This is a genomic window from Streptomyces pseudoechinosporeus, assembly GCF_054783935.1.
In genome coordinates, this window is sequence record NZ_BAAGPS010000003.1 from 87,422 (window position 1) to 105,140 (window position 17,719).

Here is a 17,719-nt window from a genome sequence, read left to right on the forward strand (position 1 = left end):
CGGGAAGTGTCGCTCACGCCGGCAGCGTACGGAATCGTGAGGGCGCGGTCAGCGCCCCGGCCGCACCGTCAGGTCGTTGACCTCCGCGTCCCTCGGCAGGTCCAGGGCCATCAGGATCGTCGTCGCCACCGACTCGGGGTCGATCCACTTCGAGGGGTCGTACTCCTTGCCCTCCTGCTGATGGACCTTGGCCTGCATGGGGCTGGCGGTACGGCCCGGGTAGACCGAGGTGACGCGCACGCCGTTCGCGTGCTCTTCGTGGCGCAGGGAGTCGGCGAGGGCCTTCAGACCGTGCTTGGAGGCGGCGTACGCGGACCATTCGCGGCCGGCGTTGAGTCCCGAACCGGAGTTGACGAAGATCACATGCCCCTGGGCGACGCGGAGTTGGGGCAGGAAGTGCCGGGTCAGCTCGGCGGGCGCGATCAGGTTGACGTTCAGCTGGTGGCGCCAGGTCTTGGGGGTCAGCTCGCCGACCGGGCCGAGGTCGATGACGCCCGCGATGTGCATGAGCGAGTCGATCCGGTCGGGCAACGTCTGGTGCGAGAACGCCCAGGACAGCCGGTCCGGGTCCGCGAGATCGCCGACCAGGGTCTTCGACCCCGGGAACTCGGCGGCCAGCTCCTTGGCGCGGCCCGCGTCGCGCGCGTGCAGCACAAGCTCGTCCCCGCGCGCGTGAAGACGACGGGCGACGGCCGCGCCGATGCCGGAACCGGCCCCGGTGATCACATGTGTAGCCATGCCGCCATGCTCGCATCACTGCATCACTGCTTGCCGAGCGACTCCTCCAGGTACGCCAGCGCCCCCACCGGCTCCTCCGCGAAGAACACCAGGTCGGTCAGCGGCACCGGCAGGAAGCCCTCGTCCTCCATACGCCGGAACTGCTCCTTGAGGCCGTCGTAGAAGCCCGCCGTGTTGAGCAGCACCACCGGCTTGGTGGTGTGGCCGTGCTTCTTCAGCTCCAGGATGTCCGTCGCCTCGTCCAGCGTGCCGGTCCCGCCGACCATGACCACCACGGCGTCGGCCTTCTCCAGAAGCAGCGCCTTGCGCTCGGCAAGGTCCCGCGCCACGACCATCTCATCGGCGTCCGGCCGCGCCTTGGCCACCAGGAACTCCACGGAGACCCCGAGCAGCCGCCCACCCGCCTCCTGCACCCCATCGGCGACGACCTTCATGAGCCCGACGTCCGAACCACCCCACACCAGGGTGTGCCCACCCTTGCCGAGCAGTTCGGCGAACTCGCGGGCGGGGCGCGTGTAGCGCTCGTCGAGATCGGCGGCCGAGAGAAAGACGCAGACGTTCACTCAAGTGGGCCTTTCGTCGTGCTCGGCATCTTCGGCTGAGCGGCTTTTTCGGCTGGGGGTCCGGGGGCCCGCGGCAGAGCCGCTGATGTCAGCAGCCCCCGGGAAAACGCAGTATGGCTTATACGCTACGGGCCGCCTCTGACATCGCGGTCACCCGGAGCTTCGACTGACCATGCGGCAGCTTCTCCCAGTCGTCCATGAACCGGGCCGAAAGGCTGTGTTTCGCGGCCAGTTCGACGAGCGTGTCAGTGCGGTAGTAGAAGTCCTCGTGCAGCACCTGGTGTTCTCTGCCCTCGGTCCGGTCGAAGGTGAAGTCGAAGAACCCGCCGGGCGCCAGTACGCGGCCCACATGGGCGAGACACTGCTCGATGACGTCCGGCGGCGAATGCGAGAACACACTGTGGGCGTGCACCACGTCGAAGTACGCGTCGGGCAGGAAGGCGAAGGTCAGATCGTCCGTGAGCGTCAGGTGGGGCAATTTGCCCTGGAGGCCCTCCCGTACGAGGGTGTCCTGGGCCGCGATCAGGATGTCCGGCGAGATGTCGATCCCGTAGTAGTGGCCGCTCTCCAGGTAGTCGATGAACAGCCGCCCGGCGCGCAGGTTCCCGCAGCCGATCTCCAGCATCCTGTGCTCCGGCTTCAGCCCGTGCCGCACCAGGTAGTCGAACTGCATCCGCCCGATCTGTGCCCACCGGTCGCGTGACGGATTGTGGCCCACCGCCGCCTCCGTACTGCGCGCGGCGTCGGAGGCCATCACGGCCCGGTAGTACGCGATGTGGTCGCGGTGTTTGAGCCGCAGCCAGGCGTCACGCGCGGCCCTGCGGGCGTACGGGGGCACCTTCTCGGGGTGCCGCAGCGCGTAAGTCACCTGATGGGCAAGGCTTTTGCGGTAGCGGGTCAGTCGCGTGGCTACCAAGAGGACCTCCATCGGGAAGAAACCAGGGAAGGAATCAGGGAAGAACCCGACAGCAGCCTGCGCTGTTTCAGGTGAGACCGCTACCCGAGGAGGCGGAAAAGCCATGACCGCAGGCCACCGCATCACCATCGAGCAGGGCACCGAGCACGTACGCGTGGTGCACGACGGGCAGGTGCTCGCGGAGAGCACACGCCCGCTGCTGCTGCGCGAAACGGGCTTGCCCGTACGCTACTACCTGCCCATTGAGGACGTACGCACCGAATTGCTGACACCCTCGGACACTCACACCCACTGCCCCTTCAAGGGCGACGCATCCTACTGGTCGCTGCCCGGCGCCCCCGACCTTGTCTGGACATACCCCGACCCAAAGCCGGAGGTCGCGGAGATCAAGGACCACCTTTGCTTCTACGAAGTGGAAGTCATCTGACCGTTGCGCCGATGAGTTCCGGGCCGTCCGGCAGTCCACACAGGCATGGACAAGAAGACAATCTCGCGCGACGAGACCCCCGTCGCGTACGAAGTCAGCGGTAAGGGCCCGACGGTCATCCTGGTGACCGGGGCCATGGCCACGGGCGCCATGGACGCGCCCCTGGCAGCTCTCCTCGCGGACCGCTTCAGTGCGGTCGCGTACGACCGCAGGGGCCGTGGCGCCAGCGGTGACACCCTTCCCTTCGCGGCGGCCCGGGAAGTCGAGGACATCGCGGCGCTCATCGACTACGACATTTTCCATATGGCTACCAACTGCGCCGGAACGTGCAGCTCACCGCCGACCACGAGATAATGATGTCGGGAAGACCATCGAGATCGCGGCCCTCCAGCAACGTGATGCCTTCGCTGGTTCCGCGACCCATGTAAGCGCCGTGCTCCTTGAGCCCCTCGCTGCACCGTCCGGGTCGTGGGCATCACCTGCGCCACTGCACGCCAATACCGCCCCGGCGCATCGAGCAGTCCCCGGCTTGGCGTAGGCAGGGCTGGTATCCGTTCGGTTGACAGTGCTCGTTGGCGCCTTCAACAGGATTCACGCGCGAAGAGCTGCCCTGCAGTGGCGCGAGGCGGGGCGACCAGAGAGGTGGATGCTGATCATGAGCGTGGGCGGGTCGGGCGGCCCCAGTGGCGCACCTGCCTGGAAGTGCGTGCCGTCGTGGTATCTCGTCGCCACCGCCGACAACGTCATCCCGCCGGCCCTGCAGCGCTTCATGACCAAGCGGGCCGGCAGCACGACCGTCGAGGTCAAGGGCGCCTCGCACGTCGTGATGATGTCCCGCCCGGACGCCGTGGTCCGCCAGATCGAGGCCGCGTACCGCGCTACCCGCTGATCCGACGGAGCCTCCGGAAGGAGCAGTAATGAGCACTCCGGACACCATCGTCCTGATCCACGGCTTCTGGGTCACACCCCGGAGCTGGGAGCACTGGATCCCCCACTACGAAAAGCGCGGCTACCGCGTTCTCGCGCCCGCCTACCCGGGCTTCGAGGTGGAGGTCGAGTCGCTCAACGCCGACCCGACACCTATCGAACAGGTCACCGTCGCGCAGATCATCGAGAGCCTGGAGACCCTGGTCCGCAGCCTGGACAAGCCGCCGATCCTGATCGGCCACTCCGCCGGCGGCGTCTTCGTGTAGCTCCTGCTCGACGACGGTCTGGGCGCGGCGGGCGTGGCGATCAACTCCGCACCCACCGAGGGGGTCGCCGTGGTGCCACTGACCCAGATCAAGTCGGCCTTCCCAGTGCTGAAGAACCCGGCCAACCGGCACAGAGCGGTCGGCCTGAACGCCGAGCAGTGGCACTACGCCTTCACCAACACGCTCTCCGAGGAGGAGTCCCGGGCGCTGTACGAGCGCTATGCCGTTCCGGCCTCCGGCGGCATCTTCTGGGACAGCGCCCTGGCCACCCTGCGCCCCGGCCACCAGAGCACATACGTCGACTACCACAATGACGATCGCGCGCCGCTGCTGTTCGTCTCCGGCGAGAATGACCATCTGATGCCGCCGAAGGTGCAGCAGTCCAACGCCCGGCACTACAAATCGGACACAGTCACCGAGATCAAGGAGTTCCCGGGCCGCCCGCACCTGATGCCCGCAGCACCCGGCTGGGAAGAGGTCGCCGACTACGCCCTCGACTGGGCCGCCTCGCACGCCCGGTAGGTCACAGGTCCGGGGCGGCGGGCCCACTTGGTCCGCCCCCGGACGTCCGGAAGGGACCACCGTATGACCGAGGTCCGCTTCACCCATATCGGCAGCCCGACCACGCTCATCGAGGCAGCGGGCCGACGGCTCCTTACGGATCCGACCTTCGACCGTAAGACCTCGGTGGCCGCAACATCTAGGCCTGGCCGGTTCCGAGGGCGTTGCGCAGGAACGCCGTGGCCTGATCGATGGCTCCGCGAGCGGCTTTGGTCTGACTCAGCGAGTTGAGCAGCATGAAGTCGTGGACCGTGCCGTCGTAGCGCACCGTGGTTACCTCGACGCCGGCTGCTCGGAGCTTGGCGGCGTAGGCCTCGCCCTCGTCGCGCAGCACGTCGGCCTCGTCGACGATCAGCAGGGCGGGCGGCAGGCCGGAGAGCTGCTCGATGGCGGCGCGGTTGGGAGACGCGGTGATCTCCGCGCGCTGGTTCGGGTCGGTCGTGTAGGCGTCCCAGAACCACTCCATCAGCTTGCGGCTCAGGTAGTAGCCGGTGGCGAACTGGTCGTAGGAATCGGTGTTCATGTCCGCGTCCGTGACCGGGTAGTACATCGACTGCTGTACGAACTTGACGTCACCGCGCTCCTTGGCCATGAGGGCGAGTGCAGCGGTCATGTTCCCGCCGACCGATTCCCCGGCCACTGCCATGCGCTCTGCATCCAGCCCCTTGGACGCCCCCTCGCGGACGATCCACTGCGCGGTGGCGTAGCCCTGCTCGATGGCCACGGGGTAGTGCGCCTCGGGCGACGGCGTGTACTCCACGAAGGCCACTGCCGCACGGGCACCGACCGCCAACTCGCGCACCAGCCGGTCGTGAGTACCGGCGTTGCCCAGCACCCAGCCGCCGCCGTGCATGTACAACACGACGGGCAGCGTCCCGGTGGCGCCCTGCGGCTTGACGATGCGTACCCGTACATCGCCCACGGCAGCCGGTACGGTGACCCACTCCTCGTCGACCGGCAGCTTGTCGACCGGTGCGGCCTGGAGGTCGTCGAGGACCTTGCGCGCTGCGGTCGGATCCAGCTCGTACAGGAACGGATGGTGCGAGGTTGCGTCGGCGAGCTCCTGTGCCGCGGGCTCAAGGACGACCGGGCCAGCAGAAGTCATGACAGTACTCCTCACGCGAAGGCTCAGACATGGACTTGGCCAAGAGCGCGCGGCACATATCGGCACAACTGGTCACGCACCGGATCTTCCCGTTGACCAGGCAATCGCGGCCTGGTGACTGCTCGCCGTTGCGGCACGTCTCCACGTTCGCGACGCTTCCTATCTAACACCCACAAAAGGGGCATTTCTAGTCCGGGTTGATCGCCGTCAGCTGCACAGCCCGCGTCTCCGCGCGCTCGGCTCCTTGCCGAACCCGCACTTGCGGCGGAGGTTGGCCAGGTGCCGGCCCACCGGTACGAGCGCCTCGCCCTCGCCCCAGACGCGTCCTGCCGCGGGGTGAGGTGTCCGGTGGCCCATCGGTAGGACCGCAGCGCGGCGGGCTTGTTCTCCCCGGGCGTGATCATGGACGGTGACGACATCGGCGATTGCTCGACCTCACCCTGCTGGATCTGAGCCAGGGTGGTCTGGGAGGTGCAGGAGGCGCGGTTGTGGTGCTGCCACCCGTCCGGATACGCGCCACAGACAGCAACTGCTCCCCGTTTGACATGGTTCGGACCGGTGGCATGGTGGTAGGCGGGGGTGAGGGTTGGGAGGCTCGGCGTGGCATCCGATTCGGCATGGCGTTCCGCAGCGCGGCAACTGCCACTCAGGCTCACCGTCGGTGCGTTCTTCCTCAACTCCGGACTGTCAAAACGCGACGCCGACCAGGACACCGCTCAGAAACTCCAGCAGTTCGCCACCGCCACCTACCCCTTCCTGGGCAAGCTCGACGCCCAGAAGTTCACCCGGCTGCTCTCCACCGGGGAGATCGCCGTTGCCACCGCGCTGCTCCTGCCGGTCATCCCTGCCACTGTCGCCGGGGCTGCGCTCACCGCATTCTCTTGCGGCACTCTCGGGCTTTACCTGCATACGCCGGGCATGCGTCAGGAAGGCAGTCTGCGCCCCACTGAGCAGGGAACCGCGCTGGCCAAGGACGTCTGGATGCTGGGCATCGGCATCTCCCTCATCGCCCAGGGCAGGACCGAACACCGGGGACCCGCGACCACTGCCCTCAGCCCTTGGCGCCGCATGCTGCGACGCTGAACAGGCCACCGTCCCAGGGGAATGGCGCCGGTGGAGCGGCAACAACTGCGTCGAAGTTGCCGCCGTCGACAACAGCGTGGCACTCCGAGAAAGCGACATCCCGGATGAGGTCCTGACGACAGGCCCCACCGCGCTGCTCTCACTGATACGCAGCGTGAAGGCGGGCACGTTGGGCCACGGCCGACCCTGATGACCGCTCAGACGGACGTGGCTGCCGCCCGCCTGGTCGTCGCGATCGTCGCCGAGCCCACCACCCGCGTGCCGTCGTACAGCACGATCGCCTGGCCGGGGGCGACGCCGCGGACGGGCTCGGCGAAGGTGACCTCCAAGGAGTCGTCGACGAGTTCGGCCGTGACCGTCGTCTCGCCTCCGTGGGCGCGGAGTTGGGCCGTGTAGGTGCCGGGGCCGGTCGGGGCCGCGCCGCACCAGCGGGGCTTGATGGCCGTCAGGGCAGAGACCTCCAGAGACGCCGCCGGGCCGACCGTCACCGTGTTGTTCACCGGCGAGATGTCGAGGACGTAGCGCGGCTTGCCGTCGGGGGCGGGCGTCCCGATGCGGAGCCCCTTGCGCTGGCCGATCGTGAAGCCGTACGCGCCCTCGTGCGTGCCCAGCTTGTCACCGGACTCGTCGACGATGTCGCCCTCCGACTTGCCCAACCGGTTCGCCAAGAAGCCCTGGGTGTCGCCGTCGGCGATGAAGCAGATGTCGTGCGAGTCCGGCTTCTTGGCGACGGCCAGGCCCCGGCGCTCGGCCTCCGCGCGGATCTCGTCCTTCGTCGTGACCGTGTCGCCGAGCGGGAAGAGGGCGTGCGCGAGCTGGCGGTCGTCGAGAACTCCGAGGACGTACGACTGGTCCTTGGCCATGTCGGAGGCGCGGTGCAGCTCGCGCGTGCCGTCGCCGTTCACGATCACCTTGGCGTAGTGGCCGGTGCAGACGGCGTCGAAGCCCAGGGCGAGTGCCTTGTCGAGCAGGGCCGCGAACTTGATCTTCTCGTTGCAGCGCAGGCAGGGGTTCGGGGTGCGCCCGGCCTCGTACTCGGCGACGAAGTCCTCGACCACGTCCTCACGGAAGCGCTCGGCGAGGTCCCATACGTAGAACGGGATGCCGATCACGTCCGCGGCGCGGCGGGCGTCGCGCGAGTCCTCGATGGTGCAACAGCCTCGCGCGCCCGTGCGAAACGATTGCGGGTTCGCCGAGAGGGCGAGGTGGACACCGGTCACGTCGTGCCCGGCTTCCGCGGCGCGGGCGGCGGCGACGGCGGAGTCCACACCGCCGGACATGGCGGCGAGTACGCGGAGGGGGCGCTGTGAGATCTCAGTCATAACGCTTCCAGGGTACGGGTCCACGGGAACCGGAGCCCGCGGGTATCCGTTGGCCCTTTCATGGGAGAGGACTGGACGAATCAGTGGTCAGGTCTGCGGGCGACGGACTCCCCTCAGGAGCCCCCTCGCAGACACCGCCGGGACAAGGAGGCGGGGCGACCCATCGGCCGGCGGGCGCTGATCGTCGGTGGGGCCGCGGCTGCCGTGGGCGGGGCCGTGCTGGGCTGGGACCAACTGGCGCAGGACGGCGCCATGCGCGAGGAGATGGCCCGGGACATGTGGAAGGTCCCCGGCATGCGCAAGCCGCGGAAAGAAGGAGAGGTCGACTTCTCGGGCGCCCAGTGGGTCGCCGCGTCGTCGGCAAACTGGCGGATGGCGGACCGGCCCGCCGACTACACGATCGACATGGTCATCATTCATGTCACGCAGGGCAGTTTCGACTCGGCAGTGAAGGTCTTCCAGAATCCGGCCCATGGCGCGGCAGCGCACTACGTCTTCCGCAAGGACGGGCACGTCGCCCAGATGATCCGCGAGCTGGACGTGGCGTACCACGCGGGGAACAGGGCGTACAACGAGCGGAGCATAGGCATCGAACACGAGGGCTTCGTGGACCGTCCGGAAGACTTCACGGACGCGATGTACCGCGCGTCGGCACAGCTGACCGCCCGGGTCTGCGCCCGCCACAAGATACCCGTGGACCGGAAGCACATCATCGGCCACGTCGAGGTCCCGGAGGCGACCCACACGGACCCCGGGGACGGCTGGGACTGGGACCGGTACATGCGGCTGGTACGAGAGGCGCGCAGCGCAAGCGCGTGAGCGCTCCGCTGGGTGTGCGGTTCGGAGAGCTCGGTTGGTTCTGTGGTTTGACGGCTGCGGGTTCGTCGTGGCTGGTCGCGCCCCGCGGCGGAGCCGCAAATGTCACAGCCCCGCGCCCCTGAAGAGGCCTGCGGCCTGTTCAGGGGCGCGTACCGCACCGGACTTCGGCAAGCCCGCTTAACTCAGCCCCGCCGTCCGTGCCCTCTCCACCGCCGGGCCGATCGCCTGGGCCACCGCTTCGACGTCCGCCTCCGTGGAAGTGTGGCCGAGGGAGAAGCGGAGGGTGCCGCGGGCCAGGTCGGGGTCGGTGCCCGTGGCGAGGAGGACATGGCTGGGCTGGGCCACGCCCGCCGTGCACGCCGAGCCCGTGGAGCACTCGATGCCCTGGGCGTCCAGGAGCAGCAGCAGCGAGTCGCCCTCGCAGCCGGGGAACGTGAAGTGGGCGTTCGCGGGCAGTCGGCCCTCACCGGAGGGGTCGCCGCCGAGGATGGCGTCGGGGACGGCCTTGCGCACGGCGTCGACCAGGTCGTCCCGCAGCGCGCCGATCTCGCGGGCGAACCACTCGCGCTGCTCGGCGGCAGTCCGGCCGGCGACGGCGAACGCGGCGACGGCGGGCACATCCAGGGTGCCGGAGCGGACGTGGCGCTCCTGACCACCGCCGTGCAGGACGGGTACGGGGCTGTACTCGCGGCCGAGGAGCAGCGCGCCGATGCCGTACGGGCCGCCGATCTTGTGGCCGGAGACGGACATCGCGGCGAGCCCGGAGTCGGCGAAGTCGACGGGGATCTGGCCGAAGGCCTGGACGGCGTCGGCGTGCAGGGGGATGTCGAACTCGGCGGCGACGTCGGCCAGTTCACGGACCGGCAGCACCGTGCCGATCTCGTTGTTCGCCCACATGATCGTGGCGAGCGCCACATCGTCGGGGTTGCGGGCGATGGCCTCGCGCAGGGCTTCGGGGTGGACGCGGCCGTACGGGTCGACCGGGAGGTACTCGACTGTGGCGCCCTCGTGTTCGCCGAGCCAGTGCACGGCGTCCAGGACGGCGTGGTGCTCCACGGGGCTGGCCAGGACCCGGGTGCGGGCCGGGTCGGCGTCTCGGCGGGACCAGTACAGGCCCTTCACGGCGAGGTTGTCGGCCTCGGTGCCGCCGGAGGTGAAGACCACCTCGCTGGGGCGTGCGCCGAGGGCTGCCGCCAGGGTTTCGCGGGCTTCCTCGACGGTTCGCCGCGCGCGGCGGCCTGCTGCGTGCAGGGAGGAGGCGTTGCCGGTTGCGCTCAGCTGGGCGGTCATTGCCTCGACCGCCTCCGGGAGCATCGGGGTGGTCGCGGCGTGGTCGAGGTATGCCATGGTGGGCCCAATTCTAGAGCCCGCTGTTTTCTGCCTCGGCCAGGCCGAGCGGTAGCGGCACGACTGCCCGCGGCCGACCAGGCTCTGCCCGCAGCCAACCAGGCTCGCGACACCTTCCGTCAGCCGCCGAGGCTCCACGACATGGTGCTGTCAGCCGACATGAAGGCCGCGAGGACCAGGAGGTCGGCGATGCCGAGACCCAGGCCCAAGTAGGCGCGACCGCGGCGCGTGGTGTCGCGGTGGAGGGCTACCGACGCCAGGACGATGGCGATGGGGCCGAGAAAGATGTTGAAGACCAGGAGGCCCACGAGGCCGAGGATGAAGGACGCCACGGCCATGCCGTCGGCGTCGCGACGGACGGTGCCTCGGCGCTGGGGCGCGGCGGTGGTCAGTTGCATGGGTCTGCTCCCAACAGGCGTAGGGGCGTGGTCAGTTGGTGGTCTCGCGGCGGCGTGAGTGGCGCTCGCGGGCCGCGAAGACGGCCAGCCAGACGCCGATGACCGCGGCGGCGACGAGGGTGAAGGAGAGCGGCGCGTGGGCCACGGTGCCCAGAACGACGCCCAGCAGCAGGAGTGCCGCGACGAGGAACAGCATGGGATGCCTCTCGTGGTGTCGTGGGTACTGATCGATGATCGGTGAACGCTTGTAGTTACAGTTGTTCACTGACTTGTCAGTCTAGCGTGTTCCTGACTTTCCAAATCACAGAGAACAGTTGTTAACTGCATGGCATGAGTCACACCCTCGGCGTCCGGCAGGCCCAGAAACAGAAGACGAGGCAGGCGTTCCTGGACGCCGCGCTGGCCCTGCTGGAGGAGCAGAGCCTCAGCAGTCTGGGCCTGCGTGAGGTCACCAGGGCCGTGGGCGTCGCCCCAACCGCCTTCTACCGGCACTTCCCCTCGACGGCGGATCTCGGTGTGGCCCTGGTCGAGGAGGCGCTGGGCAGCCTGCACGCGATGATCGCCGGCACGGTGTCAGCGGCCGGCGACGGCGACGAACGTATCGAGCGCGCCATCGCGCTGATCGCCCGTCATGTGCGCGAGTACCCAGCACACATCCGCTTTATCGCCCGCGAACGGAACGGCGGGGTCCAGAAGGTCCGGGCCGCGATCGCGGAGCAACTGGCCCGGTTCACCGACGAGGTGAAGACCGCGCTCGCCCAGCACCCGGAGTCGGCGGGCTGGAGCGACGACGACCTGCTGATGCTCGCGGGCCTGTACGTCGACCAGATGCTGATGACCGCCTCCAACCTCCTGGACGCGTCCCCCGAGGAACAGGAACAGGTCATCCGGGTGGCGACCCGCCGCATGCGCCTGATCAGCATCGGCCGCCGGCACTGGCTGGGGTGACCTCCCCGCACAAGGACGCGCACGAAGGGCGCGTACGAAGCTCTCGTACACGCCCTTCCGTCGCCCTACCTGCTCAGTCGGAGCCGGTCAGAGTCTGACCCGAGCGAGCTGTCGCGACTGCGCCACCAGCCGGTCCGCGCTGTCCCAGACCTCGGCGTCCTCCTCCAGGAAACCGCCGGCGAGGTTGCGCGTGGTGATCGAGATCCGCAGCGGACCCGGCGCCGGACGGCAGCGTATGTGCACGGTCAGTTCGACGGTCGGGACCCAGCCGGACAGGCCCAGCTCGAAGGCGGTCGGCGGCAGTGCGTCGACCGCGAGGAGCAGCGAGAAGGGGTCGGCGTCCCGGCCGTCGGCGAGCCCGAACCAGGCCCGCATCTCGCCCTTGCCGGACGGCGATCCGAGGGCCCAGCCCAGGGTGGAGGGGTCGAGCTTGAGCATCAGCCGGTCGGTGATGGCGGAGCTGCCGGGGACGGGAGCGGGAGCGTCGGCGGGGCCGGAGCACTGGTCCAGCGGCGGAATCGCGGGCGGTTTCGCCGACGTCCGTACGTCGTCGGGGAGTTGGTCCAAGTCCCCGTAGGAGGCGAGGACGCGGATCCGTTCGATCTCCCGGCCTTCGTCGTCGTGCTGGAAGAGGGACGCCTGGCCCGTGGACAGGGTGCGGCCGGTGCGTACGACGTCCGTGCGGACGACTGCCGGACCCGGCTCGGATGCCGTCAGGTAGTGCGCGGAGACGGTGAACGGGTCGCCGTGCGGCAGGGCGTCCGCGAGTGCGCGGCCCAGAACGGCCAGCAAGTAACCGCCGTTGACGGCGTTGATGATCGTCCATCCGGCGGACAGGTCGATGTCGTAGACGCCGGGTGTGCGCGGCGTGACCGCGGTGTCGCGGTCGAATTCGCTGTCGCCGATCGCTGCCTGTACGAGAGTCGCTTCTGACATGCCTGAACGGTACAACAGGAAATTACTAAGCAGTAGCTTTTGAGATTTCAGCCACGTGACATCTCCCGACTCACCACATCTGCCCACTGACACGGAAACGGGAGAGCGCACACGCGCTCTCCCGTTTCCCCGTGCGTGGGCTACTACTTGGCGTCCTTGGGCGCCTCGACCGACGCCTCCGCCCGAGCCTTCTGCGCCGCGTCCGCCGACACCACCGAGTCCGGCACCAGTTCGACCGCCTCCTTGGCCGCCGACAGCAGCACGGTGTCCTGCGGTGCCTGGTCCGCCGCGTTCTCCGGGTGGTGGCAGGCCACCTGCTGACCGGGCTTCAGCTCAAGGAGCGGCGGCTCCTTGGTGGTGCAGATCTCCGTGGCCTTCCAGCACCGGGTGTGGAAGCGGCAGCCGCTCGGCGGCGAGATCGGCGAGGGTACATCGCCTTTGAGCAGGATGCGCTCGCTCTTCGCCGCCCGGCGCCGGGGGTCCGGGATCGGCACGGCCGACATCAGCGCCTTGGTGTACGGGTGCATCGGCGCCTTGTAGAGCGAGTCGCGGTCCGCGAGCTCGACGATCTTGCCGAGGTACATCACCGCGATACGGTCCGAGACATGGCGTACGACGGACAGGTCGTGCGCGATGATCACGTATGTCAGGCCCAGCTCCTGCTGGAGGTCGTCCAGCAGGTTCACGACCTGCGCCTGGATCGACACGTCCAGCGCGGAGACCGGCTCGTCCGCCACGACCAGCTTCGGGTTGAGCGCGAGCGCGCGGGCGATGCCGATGCGCTGGCGCTGGCCGCCGGAGAACTCGTGCGGATAGCGGTTGTAGTGCTCGGGGTTGAGGCCGACGACCTCCAGCAGCCGCTGGACCTCCTTCTTGATGCCGCCCTCGGGCGTGACGCCCTGGAGCTTGAAGGGGGCCCCGATGATGGTGCCGATCGTGTGGCGCGGGTTCAGCGACGAGTACGGGTCCTGGAAGATCATCTGGACGTCACGGCGCATCGGGCGCATACCGCTGACCCCGAGGTGCGTGATGTCCCTGCCCTCGAACTCCACGGTGCCCGCGGTCGGTTCGAGCAGCCGCGTGATCAGTCGGCCCATCGTCGACTTGCCGCAGCCCGACTCGCCGACGACGCCCAGGGTCTCGCCCGACTTGACCTCGAAGTCGAGGCCGTCGACCGCCCGCACCGCGCCGACCTGCCGCTGGAGCAGGCCCTTGCGGATCGGGAAGTGCTTCTGGAGCCCGGTCACCTTCAGCAGGGTCTCGCCGGGGGCGGCGTCCTTGGTGAGGGTCGCGCCCGGGGCCGTCTTCGGGCCCGCGCCGTCGCTCTGTGCGGATGTGGTCACTGCCGCGTCCTCGGGTTTCTCACTCACAGCTTGGGCGCAATCTCTTCGGTCCAGATACGCTCCCGCTGCTCCTGCGTCATATGGCAGGCGGCCCAGTGCTGGCTGCCGACCTCGGCCAGCTCGGGGCGGACCGTGCGGGTGACGTTGTCCTTGGGGACGTCCGCGTACGGGCAGCGCGGGTTGAAGGCGCAGCCCGACGGGATGTTGATCAGCGAGGGCGGGGAGCCCTTGACCGGGATGAGCCGCTCCTGCTGGTCGCGGTCCAGGCGCGGCATCGAGCCCAGCAGGCCCCAGGTGTAGGGGTGCCGGGGCTCGTAGAAGACCTTCTCGGCCGGGCCCCGCTCGACACAGCGGCCGCCGTACATCACCAGGATGTCGTCGGAGAGCTCGGCGACGACGCCCAGGTCGTGGGTGATGATGATGACCGCGGAGCCGAACTCCTTCTGCAGATCCCGGATCAGGTCGAGGATCTGCGCCTGGACGGTCACGTCCAGGGCGGTCGTCGGCTCGTCCGCGATGAGCAGCTCGGGGTTGTTGACCAGCGACATCGCGATCATCGCGCGCTGGCGCATACCGCCGGAGAACTCGTGCGGGTAGCCGTCGACGCGCTTGTCCGGCTGCGGAATGCCCACCCGGTCGAGCATCTCGATCGCGCGCCGCCGCGCGGTCTTCTTGTCGACGTCGTGGTGGATGCGGTACGCCTCCACGATCTGGTGGCCGATCGTGTAGTACGGGTGCAGCGCCGACAGCGGGTCCTGGAAGATCATCGACATCTCGCGGCCGCGCAGCTTGCGTACGTGGTCGGGGTCGGCGGTGAGCAGTTCCGTGCCGTTCAGCCAGATCTCGCCGGAGATCTGCGCCTTGCGCTTGCCGTACTGGCCGGTGGTGTGCAGGCCCATGATGCCCAGCGAGGTCACCGACTTGCCGGAGCCGGACTCGCCCACGATGCCGAGGGTCTTGCCCTTCTCCAGCGTGAAGCTGAGCCCGTCGACGGACTTGACCAGGCCGTCGTCGGTCGGGAAGTGCACCTTCAGGTCGCGGACTTCGAGGAAGGCGGACGGGGCGGGCGAATCCTTCACGGGTTCGCTCAGCGCCGCCCCGGTCTTGCTGAGTTCGGTCATGCGAGCCTCACTCGGGGGTCGATCACGGCGTACAGAATGTCCACGACGAGGTTGGCGACGATCACCGCGAGCGAGGTGATCAGTGTGACGCCCAGGATGACGGGCAGGTCCTTGTCGCTGATCGCCTTGAGGACCGCCTGTCCGAGGCCGGGAAGGCTGAAGGTGGTCTCGGTGAGGATCGCGCCGCCGATCAGGGCGCCGAGGTCCATGCCGAGCATGGTGAGGATCGGCGTCATGGTGGAGCGCATGGCGTGCTTGCCGATCACGACCGGCTCGCGCAGGCCCTTGGCGCGGGCGGTGCGGATGTAGTCCTCGCCCATGACCTCCAGCATCGTGGCTCTGGTGATCCGGGCGTACATCGCCGCGTAAAGGAAGGCGAGCGTGATCCAGGGCAGGAGCATGCCGCCGAACCAGCCGCCGACGCTCTCTTCGATGGGGACGTACTGGGCGTCGAGCCAGCCGAGTCCGTAGCTGAAGATCGCCAGCGACAGCAGGCCGGTGAAGTAGATGGGGAGCGAGACACCGGCGAGGGCGACGACCATCGCGCCGCGGTCCCACAGGGAGCCGCGCTTGAGCGCGGAGAGCACGCCCGCCGCGACACCGAACAGCAGCCACAGAACGGCGGCGCCGAGCGCGAGGGCCAGGGTGACCGGGAAGCGGTCGGTGAGCACCGGCCAGATGGCCTGCTCGTTGCGGAAGGAGTAGCCGAAGCACGGCGCCGAGCACTGCGTGACGTCGCCGCCACCGACGTACGTACGTCCGGCGAAGAGGCCTTTGAAGAACTCCCAGACCTGGGCGAGGATCGGGTCGCCGAGGCCCAGCTTCTGGCGGACCGCCTCGATGGCCCCGGGGTCGGCCTGCTTGCCCACGAACATCGTGGCCGGGTCCACGCCCGCCCAGCGGGGGACGAGGAAGAAGATGCAGAAGACCACCAGGATGATGACCACCAGCATCACTGCGGCGGCGAAGAGCCGCCTGGTGAGGTAAGCGAGCACTGCTCTCGGCCCGGCGGCGGACCGTGGGCCACCGGAGGTCTTCCGGTGGCCCACGGGTCACGCCGCGCCGGCCTTCACCTGCCTTTCGTGCCGTATGGCGGGTGCGCCGGTCGGATTCAGTTCTTCAGACCCAGGTTCACGAAGTCGTACTGACCGCTGTAGTTGTCGGTCGTGTAGACGTTCGCCAGCCGGCTCGAGCGCCAGTTGATGAACTTCTCGAAGACGAAGGGCAGGTAGTAGCCGCCCTCCATGACCTTGTGGTTGATCTCCGTGGCGATCTTTTCCTTGCCCGCGTCGTCCAGCGTGGTGACGTAGTCGTCGAACAGGCCGTCGATCGTCTTGTCCTTGATCATCGCGAAGTTGTTGTTGCCGCTCTCAAGGATGTACTTGCTGCTCCACAGGGGCAGACCGAAGCCCTGGACGGTCGGGAAGTCCGGGCCCCAGCCCATGATGATGATGCCGTAGCCCTTCTTCACCACGTTCGAGGGGCTGCCGATGATGCCGCTGGTCTGCGCACCGTCGTACTGGTCGATCTCGACGTCAATGCCGACCTTCTTCAGCGAGGCCTGGAGAGACTCGGCGGTGGCCACCTCGACCGGCTTGTTGTTGCGGACCGCGATGGTGGTCTTGAAGCCGTTCGGCTGACCGCAGGCCTTCAGCTCTTCCTTGGCCTTGGCGACGTTGCCCTTCTTGTTCGCCGTGGCCGACTCGTACGGGTCGTACTTCTGGCCCTCGGCACCAGGGACGGACGGCGGCAGCATGTTGGTGCCGATGTCGCCACCGGCGATCGGGCCGCCGCGCGCGGTCTGCAGCGACTCGTGGTCGGCGCCGTAGATCACGGCCTTGCGGCAGTGGATGTTGTCGAACGGCTTGACCGTCTGCGGGAAGACCGCGTACCGGACGTAGCCGGAGACCGGGTTGTCCAGGTTGCCCTTGTGCTCCTTCAGGGCCGTGGTGCGGCCCTGCGGGGACAGACCGGTCTGGTTGATGTCCAGGTCGTAGTCGCCGTTGATCAGACGCTGGTCCATGTCGTTGGCGTTGGTGAACAGCGTCAGCGAGATCTTGTCCGGGTACGCCTTGCGGATCGGGTCCGAGGCCGGCTTCCAGTTCTCGTTGCGGACCAGGACCAGCTTCTTGTTCGGCGTGTACGACTGGAACTTGTACGGGCCGGACGAGAACGGCTTCAGACCGTACTTCGACTTGGTGTCCTTGTCCTGGCGGACCGGGGACGCCGAGGCCAGCCCGAGCATGTCAACGAAGTCCGAGTTGGGCGCGGGCAGCTTGAAGATGATGGTCTTGTCGTCCGGGGTCTCGATCGACTTCAGACCCAGCTTGTCCGGGGACGGGTCCTTGTAGGGCCCCGGGTACTCGCCCTTGGGGTCAAGGACGTCCTTCAGGTAGACGGGACCGCCGGACAGCACATCCTGCGCCCACTGGCGCTCGATGCCGTACTTGACGTCCTTGGAGGTGATCGGCTTGCCGTCCTCCCAGGTCACCCCGTCACGCAGCGTGAACGTGTACGTCTTGCCGTCGTCGGAGATCTTCCCCGTGTCGGTGGCGAGGTCGGGGGTGACCTCGGCGCCCTTCGCTCCGGGCTCCGCCTTGCCGGTCACCAGCGTGCGGCTGTAGTACCGCATGAAGTTCCACGCCATGCCGTAGTAACCGCGCGTGGTGTCCCACGAGTCGGCGTCCTGGACGCCGGCGAACTTCAGCTCGCCGCCCTTCTTGACCTCGGATGCCTGGGCGACCTTGTTGTTCGCGGCGTTGAAGCCGGCCGCGCCGCCTTCGCCACCGTCGTCGGTGCCGCCGCCGCCGCACGCCGCCGTGGCCAGCAGCGCGGCAACCACGCCGGCGGCGGCCACGGCCTGCTTGCGCCGCCCTGTGGTGCGTTGGGTAGTCACTCG

21 protein-coding genes and 1 pseudogene are annotated in these 17,719 nt (G+C 68.3%); 9 read left to right on the plus strand and 13 right to left on the minus strand.

The features are described from left to right. Nucleotides 1-48 precede the first annotated feature (48 nt). From ACYVO6_RS03770 to ACYVO6_RS03780, 3 genes are all read right to left on the minus strand, one after another. Nucleotides 49-738, minus strand: coding sequence for an SDR family oxidoreductase (locus ACYVO6_RS03770; protein ID WP_461057174.1), 690 nt, complete (start codon nt 736-738; stop codon nt 49-51). Nucleotides 739-761: 23 nt separating this feature from the next. Next, nucleotides 762-1,301: an LOG family protein gene (locus tag ACYVO6_RS03775; protein WP_461057176.1), complete on the minus strand. Its 540-nt coding sequence runs from the start codon at nt 1,299-1,301 to the stop codon at nt 762-764. A 118-nt stretch (nt 1,302-1,419) separates the two neighbouring features. Further along, the gene (locus ACYVO6_RS03780) at nt 1,420-2,217 is read right to left on the minus strand and encodes a class I SAM-dependent methyltransferase (protein WP_461057179.1); all 798 of its coding nucleotides are present in this window, start codon (nt 2,215-2,217) and stop codon (nt 1,420-1,422) included. Between the two features lie 103 nt (nt 2,218-2,320). On the opposite strand from ACYVO6_RS03780, the gene ACYVO6_RS03785 reads away from it, so the two are divergent. The 5 genes and pseudogenes from ACYVO6_RS03785 (at nt 2,321) to ACYVO6_RS03805 (ending at nt 4,359) form a co-directional block, all read left to right on the plus strand. Beyond that, nucleotides 2,321-2,644, plus strand: coding sequence for a DUF427 domain-containing protein (locus tag ACYVO6_RS03785; RefSeq protein ID WP_461057181.1), 324 nt, complete (start codon nt 2,321-2,323; stop codon nt 2,642-2,644). 45 nt (nt 2,645-2,689) lie between these two features. After that, nucleotides 2,690-2,932 (plus strand): annotated as a pseudogene (locus ACYVO6_RS03790) (alpha/beta fold hydrolase); the annotation flags it as partial. Between the two features lie 277 nt (nt 2,933-3,209). After that, on the plus strand, nt 3,210-3,533 hold the full coding sequence (locus ACYVO6_RS03795; protein ID WP_461057482.1) for an alpha/beta fold hydrolase: 324 nt from the start codon (nt 3,210-3,212) through the stop codon (nt 3,531-3,533). A gap of 28 nt (nt 3,534-3,561) precedes the next feature. Further along, nucleotides 3,562-3,837, plus strand: a complete 276-nt coding sequence (locus tag ACYVO6_RS03800) for an alpha/beta hydrolase (protein WP_461057183.1) — start codon at nt 3,562-3,564, stop codon at nt 3,835-3,837. A 33-nt stretch (nt 3,838-3,870) separates the two neighbouring features. After that, entirely contained in the window at nt 3,871-4,359 is a 489-nt protein-coding gene (locus ACYVO6_RS03805) for a hypothetical protein (protein ID WP_461057185.1), read from the plus strand. Between the two features lie 178 nt (nt 4,360-4,537). Here ACYVO6_RS03805 and ACYVO6_RS03810 read toward each other — a convergent pair whose 3' ends face one another. After that, the gene (locus tag ACYVO6_RS03810) at nt 4,538-5,503 is read right to left on the minus strand and encodes an alpha/beta hydrolase (protein ID WP_461057187.1); all 966 of its coding nucleotides are present in this window, start codon (nt 5,501-5,503) and stop codon (nt 4,538-4,540) included. Nucleotides 5,504-6,103: 600 nt separating this feature from the next. Here ACYVO6_RS03810 and ACYVO6_RS03815 point away from each other — a divergent pair. Next, nucleotides 6,104-6,586 carry a hypothetical protein gene (locus ACYVO6_RS03815; RefSeq protein WP_461057189.1) on the plus strand — a complete coding sequence of 161 codons (483 nt, stop codon included), beginning with the start codon at nt 6,104-6,106 and terminating at the stop codon, nt 6,584-6,586. A 76-nt stretch (nt 6,587-6,662) separates the two neighbouring features. Continuing rightward, nucleotides 6,663-6,776 carry a hypothetical protein gene (locus ACYVO6_RS03820; RefSeq protein ID WP_461057191.1) on the plus strand — a complete coding sequence of 38 codons (114 nt, stop codon included), beginning with the start codon at nt 6,663-6,665 and terminating at the stop codon, nt 6,774-6,776. Between the two features lie 7 nt (nt 6,777-6,783). Here the strand turns inward: ACYVO6_RS03820 and mnmA are convergent, their stop codons facing one another. Continuing rightward, nucleotides 6,784-7,908, minus strand: coding sequence for a tRNA 2-thiouridine(34) synthase MnmA (mnmA, locus tag ACYVO6_RS03825; protein WP_461057193.1), 1,125 nt, complete (start codon nt 7,906-7,908; stop codon nt 6,784-6,786). A 60-nt stretch (nt 7,909-7,968) separates the two neighbouring features. On the opposite strand from mnmA, the gene ACYVO6_RS03830 reads away from it, so the two are divergent. Continuing rightward, complete coding sequence (locus ACYVO6_RS03830; protein ID WP_461057195.1) at nt 7,969-8,727, plus strand: N-acetylmuramoyl-L-alanine amidase; 759 nt, start codon at nt 7,969-7,971, stop codon at nt 8,725-8,727. A 177-nt stretch (nt 8,728-8,904) separates the two neighbouring features. Here the strand turns inward: ACYVO6_RS03830 and ACYVO6_RS03835 are convergent, their stop codons facing one another. The 3 genes from ACYVO6_RS03835 to ACYVO6_RS03845 form a co-directional block, all read right to left on the minus strand. After that, complete coding sequence (locus tag ACYVO6_RS03835) at nt 8,905-10,074, minus strand: cysteine desulfurase family protein (protein WP_461057197.1); 1,170 nt, start codon at nt 10,072-10,074, stop codon at nt 8,905-8,907. A gap of 119 nt (nt 10,075-10,193) precedes the next feature. Next, on the minus strand, nt 10,194-10,472 hold the full coding sequence (locus ACYVO6_RS03840; RefSeq protein WP_461057199.1) for a DUF4190 domain-containing protein: 279 nt from the start codon (nt 10,470-10,472) through the stop codon (nt 10,194-10,196). Nucleotides 10,473-10,503: 31 nt separating this feature from the next. Beyond that, on the minus strand, nt 10,504-10,668 hold the full coding sequence (locus tag ACYVO6_RS03845) for a hypothetical protein (RefSeq protein WP_461057201.1): 165 nt from the start codon (nt 10,666-10,668) through the stop codon (nt 10,504-10,506). A 134-nt stretch (nt 10,669-10,802) separates the two neighbouring features. On the opposite strand from ACYVO6_RS03845, the gene ACYVO6_RS03850 reads away from it, so the two are divergent. Further along, entirely contained in the window at nt 10,803-11,420 is a 618-nt protein-coding gene (locus tag ACYVO6_RS03850) for a TetR family transcriptional regulator (RefSeq protein ID WP_461057203.1), read from the plus strand. 87 nt (nt 11,421-11,507) lie between these two features. On the opposite strand, the gene ACYVO6_RS03855 is transcribed toward ACYVO6_RS03850, so the two are convergent. The 5 genes from ACYVO6_RS03855 to ACYVO6_RS03875 form a co-directional block, all read right to left on the minus strand. Then, nucleotides 11,508-12,356, minus strand: a complete 849-nt coding sequence (locus ACYVO6_RS03855; RefSeq protein WP_461057205.1) for a thioesterase family protein — start codon at nt 12,354-12,356, stop codon at nt 11,508-11,510. Nucleotides 12,357-12,499: 143 nt separating this feature from the next. Beyond that, entirely contained in the window at nt 12,500-13,699 is a 1,200-nt protein-coding gene (locus tag ACYVO6_RS03860) for an ABC transporter ATP-binding protein (RefSeq protein WP_461057207.1), read from the minus strand. Nucleotides 13,700-13,722: 23 nt separating this feature from the next. Beyond that, on the minus strand, nt 13,723-14,820 hold the full coding sequence (locus tag ACYVO6_RS03865) for an ABC transporter ATP-binding protein (protein WP_461057209.1): 1,098 nt from the start codon (nt 14,818-14,820) through the stop codon (nt 13,723-13,725). Next, nucleotides 14,817-15,815: an ABC transporter permease gene (locus ACYVO6_RS03870; protein ID WP_461057484.1), complete on the minus strand. Its 999-nt coding sequence runs from the start codon at nt 15,813-15,815 to the stop codon at nt 14,817-14,819. Before ACYVO6_RS03870 ends, ACYVO6_RS03865 begins: the two co-directional genes overlap by 4 nt. Nucleotides 15,816-15,931: 116 nt before the next feature. Beyond that, nucleotides 15,932-17,716, minus strand: coding sequence for an ABC transporter substrate-binding protein (locus tag ACYVO6_RS03875; protein WP_461057211.1), 1,785 nt, complete (start codon nt 17,714-17,716; stop codon nt 15,932-15,934). Nucleotides 17,717-17,719: the final 3 nt, after the last annotated feature.